Origin of the sequence: Aquimarina addita (genome assembly GCF_039539305.1) — a bacterium.
Lineage (GTDB): Bacteria > Bacteroidota > Bacteroidia > Flavobacteriales > Flavobacteriaceae > Aquimarina > Aquimarina addita.
The window spans coordinates 391,061-399,824 of sequence record NZ_BAABCW010000003.1 but is presented as its reverse complement, the minus strand read 5'-3'; the positions used below and the strand labels follow the sequence as shown (position 1 = coordinate 399,824).

Sequence of the window (8,764 nt, the reverse complement as noted above, 5' to 3'; positions counted from 1 at the left end):
ACGTACTACTAATAAAGACTCAAGGTGGTTATAGCATCGGGGCTCACCTCTTACCATTCCGAACAGAGAAGTTAAGCCCGTTAGCGCCAATGGTACTACAATCGTGGGAGAGTAGGTCGCCGCCTTCCTTAAACCCTTCATAAAATATTATGAAGGGTTTTTTTATATCCGAAAATTAAAAAAATAAAATTATTCACTTTTTTATGACGAATCAAACTCAATAACTAACTTAATCAATGAAGAATCACTCTGAATATTCCATTTATTATGAATTTGTTAGCAAAAACAGGAAATTAATTTTGATAAAATAACCCCAGGTTACTGACTAAAAGCTTTACTTTGATAAACGACACAAAAAATCAGGAAATATTATGAGGAAGACGTTGGTATATTTTATGGTAGCTATGATTATTGTTTTTTGTCTTTTTTACGCGTATACAAGCTACAATGAAGTAAGTAGAGGAGAGCAAGCTCCGAATTTTAAGGCAGAATTAATAGATGGTACACCATTTCAACTGTCGGATTTACAAGGGAAATATGTATTACTTGATTTTTGGGGATCCTGGTGTCCTCCATGTCGCAAAGCAAACCCAAAATTAGTTGCACTTCATCAAAAATATCCTGATAAATTGACAATAGTTACTGTAGCTTTAGAGAAGGATTCTACATCTTGGAGAAAAGCTGCGGATAAAGACGGGTTTACTTGGAAAAATCAAATTGTAGATCAGAATAAATTCGTTATGTTATCTTCTATCGCCAGAATGTATAGCGTACGGGGAATTCCTTCAAAATTTTTGATCTCTCCTAAAGGTATGTTGATGGAGAAGTATTCATTTGCACAAATTGATAGTGTGCTTTCTATAAAATAAAGAGAAAGATAACGATTTAGATGGTTTGATGTATTATGAATTATCGCATCTTTTTTTTAAATTTATTATTTTCAGTAATTTATTATTTTTGCAAACTTAAATTATCTATCAATAAAAAGAATCAGTTATAAGAATTTAAAAATTAAAAAAATATTATAGATTATTTGTGTCAGTGTGTAAATTATAATTATAAAGATTGAGTTATTCTACGAAACAATTTTTTAGACTTTTGGGTAATGCTATTTTATTTTGGTCAATTGCATTATGCTTATTTATTGTGATTCGATACTATGCTCTTGGTGATGAAGAGGGTCTTGATAATTCTGTTGTAGAAATTCAGGATTGGCTAAAAATAGGAATTATTTATGGTACAATCATAGGATTTTTTTATACTATTATTGAGTTTTTATTTGATAATTATCTTTCTAAAAGATTACCGTTATGGGTTGTTCTTGTTCAGAAATCTATTATTTACCTGGTTGTTTTGATTTTGTCTACAAGTCATGTTTTTGAGCTTATGGAAACAGAATTGGAATTAAATTATTTACATGAAGGGTATTGGTGGTTTTCTAGTAAAATTTTTTGGATTATAGTTACATATTTTATCATAGCTTCTTTGATATTTTCTTTTATTAAGATTGCAAATGAAAAATTTGGCAGAGGTGTTTTTGTAAAACTTTTATTAGGAACCTATAGAAAACCAAGAGAAGAACAACGAATTTTTATGTTTCTAGATTTACAATCATCGACTGCGATCGCTGAGAAACTTGGACATTTTAGATACAGCGAATTAATTCAAGACTGTTTTTTTGATTTAAATAGAGTTTTAGGTGCTTATGATGCAGATGTTTATCAATATGTTGGTGATGAGGCTGTATTACATTGGCCATATAAAAGCGGTGTTAAGAACCTGAGATGTATTAAAATATTTTTTGCTTTTGAAAAAAGGCTGATTCGAAATAAAAAGCGCTACATAGCTAAATATGGTTTATTGCCAAAATTTAAGGCAGGTGTGCATGGTGGTAAACTTATTGCTACTGAAGTTGGAACCGTCAAAAAGGAAATAGCATTCCATGGTGATGTAATTAATACAACGGCCAGAATACAGGAAAAATGTAATACCTATGGAGAGTTACTGCTTATTTCAGAAAGTTTGTTACACGCTTTAAAGTTAAAATCTCGTTTTGAGGTAAAATCAATGGGTAGTATCAACCTTAAAGGTAAAGAAGAAGATGTAACTTTATATTCGATAAAAAAGATAAAGATAAAATAAATTATAATTAAGCGTTAAGGAATAAAGAGACACTAAGCACTAGAAATATGGATCTGATGTTCTAATTGCGATAGATATCTATTTTGAAATAACAGAATCTAAAAAGACCCAAATGCAAATAGCGATTTGGGTCTTTCCTTTATTATATAATTATTTTGTAAAATAATTAATCTTTAAAAACGCTTCTTGAAATTACAATTTTCTGTATTTCGCTGGTTCCTTCATAAATCTGAGTGATTTTAGCATCTCTCATCAATCGCTCTACATGATATTCCTTCACAAAACCATTGCCTCCGTGGACTTGAACAGCTTCTACAGAAACCTCCATGGCAACTTGTGATGCGTATAATTTTGCCATTGCTCCAGATAAATCGTAATTTTCGTCATTATCTTTGTCCATAGCGGCTTTATATACTAACATTCTTGCTGCTTCAATTTGAGTGTGCATATCAGCAATTTTAAAAGCAATCGCTTGATGATTCATAATTTCGGTTCCAAATGCTTTTCGAACTTTAGCGTAATCTTTGGCTAGTTCGTAAGCTCCTGCAGCAATGCCCAATGCTTGAGCAGCTATTCCAATTCGACCTCCTGCTAGAGTTTTCATAGCAAATTTAAAGCCAAAACCATCTTCGCCAATTCGGTTTTCTTTAGGTACTTTGACATCATTAAAAATAAGAGAATGAGTGTCACTTCCTCTAATCCCCAATTTATCTTCTTTTGGACCAATTTCGAAACCTTCCCAGCCTTTTTCTACGATAAAAGCATTAATTCCTCTGTGTTTTTTTTCTTTATCGGTTTGAGCGATGACCAGATAATAATCTGCTGTACCTCCATTAGTGATCCAGTTCTTAGTGCCATTAATCACATAATGATCCCCTTTGTCTATTGCGGTAGTTTTTTGTGAAGTAGCATCACTTCCCGCTTCTGGTTCTGATAAACAGAAAGCTCCAATAGATTCGCCATTAGTAAGTTTAGAAAGATACTTAGCTTTTTGTTCTGGGGTACCATAGGTATCAAGACCCCAGCATACTAATGAGTTGTTTACAGATACAATGACAGAGGAAGAGGCGTCAATTTTAGATAATTCTTCCATCACTAATACATAAGATAAGGTATCCATACCTCCGCCACCATATTCTGGAGAAGCCATCATTCCTAAAAAACCAAGTTCTCCCATTTTTTTTACTTGTTCTTTTGGGAATTCTTGTTTGTTATCTCTTTCTATTACTCCAGGAAGTAATTCTGCTTTGGCAAAATCGCGAGCAGCATCGCGTATCATTAGTTGTTCTTCGGATAATGTAAAGTCCATATTAATTGTTATTTACTGTGCGTGCATAACACGCGTTTTGTATGTTTTGATGAAAATAAATTGTAAAATCACCTTAAATTTTGATGATTTTACAAATATACGCTATAAAAATATAGTTTTAATGTTTTTTTAATTTTTTGATGTTTTGATTTTTGTAACGTATAATCTAAATATGTTAATTTTTTGTTTTTCTCCGGTTAGGCCCAAAATGAATATATTAAATTTGAGCTCATAAATTTCTTTAATTTCAGGGCTAGCCCTATTTAGTTTTTTATATTTGTGAAGTTACTTTTTGATATAAACTCAGTTTACTAAAAATGATATTTTAATGAGACAGCACTAACTCCTTTATGGAGGTCTATTTTTAATTATAAAATCAGTATTGGGATTTGATCCTAATAATAAGTTGTTGTTTACATAAAATATAATTTTAAAAATGAAAGAATTATTAAAGAAATACGAAGATAAAGCACCCGAAATAGTTTTTAACTGGAGAGATTCTGAAACTGAGGCTGAGGGCTGGACTGTAATCAATTCATTGAGGGGTGGTGCAGCTGGAGGAGGAACCAGAATGAGAAAAGGTTTGGATATGAATGAGGTTTTATCGTTGGCAAAAACGATGGAAGTTAAATTTACAGTTTCTGGACCTGAAATAGGAGGGGCAAAATCGGGTATTAATTTTGACCCTTCGGATCCTAGAAAAAAAGGAGTGTTGGAACGCTGGTATAAAGCAGTTTCTCCGTTATTAAAAAGTTATTACGGAACGGGAGGCGATCTTAATGTAGATGAAATCCATGAAGTGATACCGATCACCGAGGATTGCGGAGTTTGGCATCCTCAAGAAGGGGTTTTTAATGGTCATTTTCAACCATCGGAAGCAGATAAAATAAATAGGATTGGGCAATTGCGTCAAGGAGTGATTAAAGTATTGGAAAACACAATGTTTTCACCTGATGTAGCTAGTAAATATACAGTTGCTGATATGATTACGGGGTACGGTGTAGCGGAAGCAGTACGGCACTATTATGATTTATATGGAGGTCATATAAAAGGAAAAAGGGCAGTAGTGCAAGGATTCGGAAACGTAGGGTCAGCTGCCGCTTATTACCTTTCTGAAATGGGAGTGAAAATTGTGGGTATTATTGACCATGCAGGTGGGTTGATTAATGAAGAAGGCTTTTCTTTTGAACAAATAAAAGAATTATATCTCTCTAAAAAAGGAAATAAATTATTTAGTAAAGAACTAATTCCTTTTGAAGAACTGAATGAAAAAATATGGGCATTACAAACAGAAGTATTTGTACCTTGTGCAGCATCTCGATTAATTACAAAAGATCAAATTACCCAAATGATCAATTCAGGATTAGAGGTAATTTCTTGTGGTGCTAATGTGCCTTTTGCGGATAAGGAAATATTCTTTGGTTCAATTATGGAATATACAGATGCAAAAGTGAGTTTAATTCCGGATTTTATTTCTAATTGTGGTATGGCAAGAGTATTTGCCTATTTTATGGAGCGTAGGGTGCAAATGACGGATGAAGCTATTTTTAAAGATACTTCACAGACCATTAAAAATGCTTTAGAAAAAATTCATAATAAAGATTATTCTAAGACAAATATAAGTAAAACAGCGTTTGAAATAGCTTTTAAACAATTGGTATAATTATACAAATCAGCTAAAACCAAAAAACAATTATGTTCAAATATTTTTTAGGCAATAGTCCTACTTGGTTCAAATCCGTAATGATCGGATTCCTAATTTTTAATGTATTTTCTTATTTTGCTCTGGGTCCTATGGTCACTGCCTGGATTTTTATTGCTGAATTTATTTTCACATTAGCTATGGCATTAAAATGCTATCCTTTACAATCTGGAGGGTTATTAGCGATACAAATATTAGCATTAGGTCTCACAAGCGCATTTCCTACTCCCGCATTTGATAGTAATCATAATCCGATCTTGGACGCAAATGGAGAAGCAAAGCTCAGCGGAGTGTATGTGGAGGTGGCTCAGAATCTGGAGGTTGTATTACTATTAGTATTTATGGTTGCAGGAATTTATTTTATGAAACCATTGCTAATGTTTATTTTTAGTAAGGTTTTTACCAAAATAAAGTCAAAATTAGTTTTATCTCTATTATTTGTCTTTCTATCTGCATTACTGTCTGCATTTTTAGATGCACTAACGGTTACTGCCGTTCTAATAAGTGTAGCAGTTGGTTTTTATGGTGTATATCATAAAATTCATTCTATGGATTCATCAGATTATGACAAGGATGGTACACTTGATAGAAAAGAACTAAGTGGAGAGACCTTAGAGCAGTTTAGAAGTTTTTTGAGAAGTCTGATTATGCATGGTGTAGTAGGTACTGCCTTGGGTGGTGTTTGCACGTTAGTAGGGGAACCTCAGAATTTACTTATTGGAGAGCGAATGGGATGGGATTTTATACAATTTTTCATTAAAATGGCTCCTATTACAATACCTGTGTTATTTGCGGGGATGTTAACTACTGTTGTTCTGGAAATGACAGGTACATTTGGTTTTGGAGCAAAATTACCAGAAGTAGCGAGAAGAATTATAGAAAGTTATACAGAGGAAGAAGATGCTAAGAGATCTAAACAAGCTACCTATGGATTAATAGTACAGGCGGTTTCTGCTATTTTATTAATTATAGGGTTGGCACTTCATATTGCACCGGTGGGTTTTGTAGGATTAGGGTTGATTATTATTCAAACCGCTTTTATGGGAATTACTGATGAACATCATTTGGGACCAGCATTTGAAGAAGCGTTACCATTTACCGGGCTTTTAGTAGTCTTTTTTGTAATTGTAGCTATGATTCATGATCAACATTTATTTTCCCCGATTATTCATTGGGCATTACAATTTGATCCATCACAACAGCCATCTATCTTTTATCTGGCAAATGGTATACTTTCTATGATAAGTGATAATGTTTTTGTTGCAACCGTGTATATTGGAGAAGTAAAGCAAGCTTTTGATGCAGGAGAAATAACAAGAGATCAGTTTGAAAAACTGGCGATAGCAATCAATACAGGGACTAACTTACCAAGTGTTGCGACACCTAATGGTCAGGCAGCATTTTTATTTTTGCTAACATCATCATTAGCACCGTTGATTGATTTATCTTATGGTAGAATGGTAAAAATGGCACTTCCGTATACAATAGTGTTAGGAGGTATTGGTTTATTAGGAATAATTTATATCTTATAAAGCCCCATCTGAAACATACTTAACCTGTATAATTAACGTTAGTATAGTACATACTGAAAATAATAAGAATATCTATGACTCATTTATTACTGCTTAGTGCTTTTGTTCAAAACACTAAAGAACTTCCTCCAGAAACAGAGGAGCCTGCTTTATCAATAATCGATTTGTTATTAAGTGGAGGACCCGCTGGAGTCTCTATTATCGCAATTCTTTTTGTATTACTTTTTGTAGCAGTCTACATTTATTTTGAGCGTATTTTTGCAATCAAAGCTGCTTCAAAGATCGATGAAAGCTTTATGGATCAAATTAGAGATCACGTAGCCAGTGGTAAAATAGAAGCTGCAAAAATTTTATGTGCGCAGACTAATAATCCAGTATCAAGGTTGACAGAAAAAGGAATTTCTAGAATTGGTAGCCAGTTAGATGATATTAATACGGCAATAGAGAATGCGGGTAGATTAGAGGTATATAAATTAGAGAAAAATGTAAGTGTTTTGGCAACGGTTGCTGGTGCTGCACCTATGATTGGTTTCTTAGGTACCGTAATTGGTATGATCTTAGCGTTTCATAATTTAGCGTCCAGTTCAGGAAGTGCAGATATGGGGTCATTAGCAGAGGGTATTTATACGGCAATGACTACTACTGTTGCAGGGCTAGTGGTAGGAATTATCGCGTATATTGGATATAATCATTTGGTAGTTCGTACGGATAAAGTTGTGCATCAAATGGAAGCTACCGCTGTGGATTTCCTTGACCTGTTAAACGAACCGGCTTAGTATGAATTTAAGAGGAAGAAATAAGGTAAGTCCTGAGTTTAGCATGTCTTCAATGACAGATATTGTGTTTTTATTGTTAGTGTTTTTTTTATTGACATCGCCTACAATTACTCCAGAGGCGCTTGATTTGATTTTACCTAAAGCAAAGGGAAAAAGCTCAAGTGTTCAGAATATATCTGTAAGCATTACTAATAAGTTACAATATTACATAGATGATGAGCGTATAACTCAGAGTACATTAGAGTCAACCTTAAAATCCAGACTTGCTGGACAGAAAGAACCAACGATTATTTTAAGAGCAGAAGAAGGAGTGCCGATTGAGAAAGCGGTCAGTGTTATGGATATCGCAAATAGAAATAAATTCAAGGTCATTTTGGCAGTAAAACCCGAATAATGAATGCTAAAGTTAGATACAAAACATAAAAAGAAATCTTTTATACTCACCACAATATTACATGTGTTGATTATACTACTATTGTTTTTTCTTGGGTTAAGTCAGATCGATCCTCTGGAAGAAGGAGGGATTTCAGTTAATTTTGGAACAACAATAACTGGGTCAGGTGATTTACAGCCTGAGGAAGCTATCCAATCCTCTCCAAAAGAAACAACCCCAGAACAACCAAAAGAAAATATACCAGAACCAGAACTGGAAAACCCTGAAATTACTGATAAGGTAATCACTCAGGATATGCAAGATGCGCTAGCGATAGAAGAAAAACCCAAAAAAAAGCCAAAGGAAGAGGTAGAGAAACCGAAGGAAAAGCCTAAAGATAAACCAAAAGAGCAGAAGCCTGTAGAAAAACCAGTAGAGAAACCTGTTGAAAAGGTAGAAGAAAAAAAGCCTGATCCTAAACCTGATAAATCTACATTGGATATCCTAGATAGTTTTTCTAATGGTCCTAAGAGTGATGGTACTACACAAGGAGGAGAAGGAGATGACACACAAGCTGGAGATAAAGGAAATCCGAATGGAAATCCTTATGCTACTAGTTATTATGGGCAACCAGGTACGGGTGGTAAAAATGGAATCGGTTATGGGCTGAATGGAAGAGGAAGACCTTCAAATTCCAGTGTACAACAAAATTGTAATGAATCTGGGATTGTAGTGGTAAAAATAGTAGTAGATAGACAAGGGAAAGTAATTCAAGCCACTCCTGGTGTAAAAGGTACTACAAACAGTGCTTCTTGTCTTTTGGATCCGGCTAAGAAAACGGCACTGACATTTAAATGGAAACCAGATTCTAAGGCACCTACCAGACAAATAGGATTTGTAGAAATCAAATTTGGATTAGGAGAATAAAAT

General features: G+C 33.9%; 8 protein-coding genes and 1 rRNA gene. 8 read left to right on the top strand and 1 reads right to left on the bottom strand.

Annotated features, from left to right (window positions below):
* Positions 1-20: 20 nt before the first annotated feature.
* The 3 genes from rrf (at position 21) to ABD816_RS06625 (ending at position 2,142) form a co-directional block, all read left to right on the top strand.
* Positions 21-128: ribosomal RNA gene (gene rrf, locus ABD816_RS06635) — 5S ribosomal RNA — on the top strand.
* A 243-nt stretch (positions 129-371) separates the two neighbouring features.
* Positions 372-869, top strand: coding sequence for a TlpA family protein disulfide reductase (locus ABD816_RS06630; protein WP_344925781.1), 498 nt, complete (start codon positions 372-374; stop codon positions 867-869).
* A gap of 196 nt (positions 870-1,065) precedes the next feature.
* Entirely contained in the window at positions 1,066-2,142 is a 1,077-nt protein-coding gene (locus tag ABD816_RS06625) for an adenylate/guanylate cyclase domain-containing protein (protein WP_344925779.1), read from the top strand.
* Between the two features lie 166 nt (positions 2,143-2,308).
* Here ABD816_RS06625 and ABD816_RS06620 read toward each other — a convergent pair whose 3' ends face one another.
* Positions 2,309-3,451 (bottom strand): acyl-CoA dehydrogenase, encoded by a 1,143-nt coding sequence (locus tag ABD816_RS06620; protein WP_344925778.1) that lies wholly within the window; start codon positions 3,449-3,451, stop codon positions 2,309-2,311.
* A gap of 436 nt (positions 3,452-3,887) precedes the next feature.
* Here ABD816_RS06620 and ABD816_RS06615 point away from each other — a divergent pair, with 436 nt between their 5' ends.
* The 5 genes from ABD816_RS06615 to ABD816_RS06595 all read left to right on the top strand — a co-directional run bounded on the left by ABD816_RS06615 (position 3,888) and on the right by ABD816_RS06595 (position 8,761).
* On the top strand, positions 3,888-5,114 hold the full coding sequence (locus ABD816_RS06615) for a Glu/Leu/Phe/Val dehydrogenase dimerization domain-containing protein (RefSeq protein ID WP_344925777.1): 1,227 nt from the start codon (positions 3,888-3,890) through the stop codon (positions 5,112-5,114).
* Between the two features lie 32 nt (positions 5,115-5,146).
* Complete coding sequence (gene nhaB / locus ABD816_RS06610) at positions 5,147-6,685, top strand: sodium/proton antiporter NhaB (protein ID WP_344925775.1); 1,539 nt, start codon at positions 5,147-5,149, stop codon at positions 6,683-6,685.
* 74 nt (positions 6,686-6,759) lie between these two features.
* Complete coding sequence (locus tag ABD816_RS06605; protein WP_344925773.1) at positions 6,760-7,461, top strand: MotA/TolQ/ExbB proton channel family protein; 702 nt, start codon at positions 6,760-6,762, stop codon at positions 7,459-7,461.
* A 1-nt stretch (position 7,462) separates the two neighbouring features.
* Positions 7,463-7,855: an ExbD/TolR family protein gene (locus ABD816_RS06600; protein WP_344925771.1), complete on the top strand. Its 393-nt coding sequence runs from the start codon at positions 7,463-7,465 to the stop codon at positions 7,853-7,855.
* Positions 7,856-7,858: 3 nt separating this feature from the next.
* Positions 7,859-8,761, top strand: coding sequence for an energy transducer TonB (locus tag ABD816_RS06595; RefSeq protein ID WP_344925769.1), 903 nt, complete (start codon positions 7,859-7,861; stop codon positions 8,759-8,761).
* The last annotated feature ends 3 nt before the right edge of the window (positions 8,762-8,764 follow it).

What these genes read in the sequence shown, in the direction of transcription:
- ABD816_RS06630 (WP_344925781.1), top strand. Translation starts at nt 372, where the DNA reads ATGAGGAAGACGTTGGTATATTTTATGGTAGCTATGATTATTGTTTTT.
- ABD816_RS06620 (WP_344925778.1), bottom strand. Translation starts at nt 3,451, where the DNA reads ATGGACTTTACATTATCCGAAGAACAACTAATGATACGCGATGCTGCT.
- ABD816_RS06615 (WP_344925777.1), top strand. Translation starts at nt 3,888, where the DNA reads ATGAAAGAATTATTAAAGAAATACGAAGATAAAGCACCCGAAATAGTT.
- nhaB (WP_344925775.1), top strand. Translation starts at nt 5,147, where the DNA reads ATGTTCAAATATTTTTTAGGCAATAGTCCTACTTGGTTCAAATCCGTA.
- ABD816_RS06605 (WP_344925773.1), top strand. Translation starts at nt 6,760, where the DNA reads ATGACTCATTTATTACTGCTTAGTGCTTTTGTTCAAAACACTAAAGAA.
- ABD816_RS06600 (WP_344925771.1), top strand. Translation starts at nt 7,463, where the DNA reads ATGAATTTAAGAGGAAGAAATAAGGTAAGTCCTGAGTTTAGCATGTCT.
- ABD816_RS06595 (WP_344925769.1), top strand. Translation starts at nt 7,859, where the DNA reads ATGCTAAAGTTAGATACAAAACATAAAAAGAAATCTTTTATACTCACC.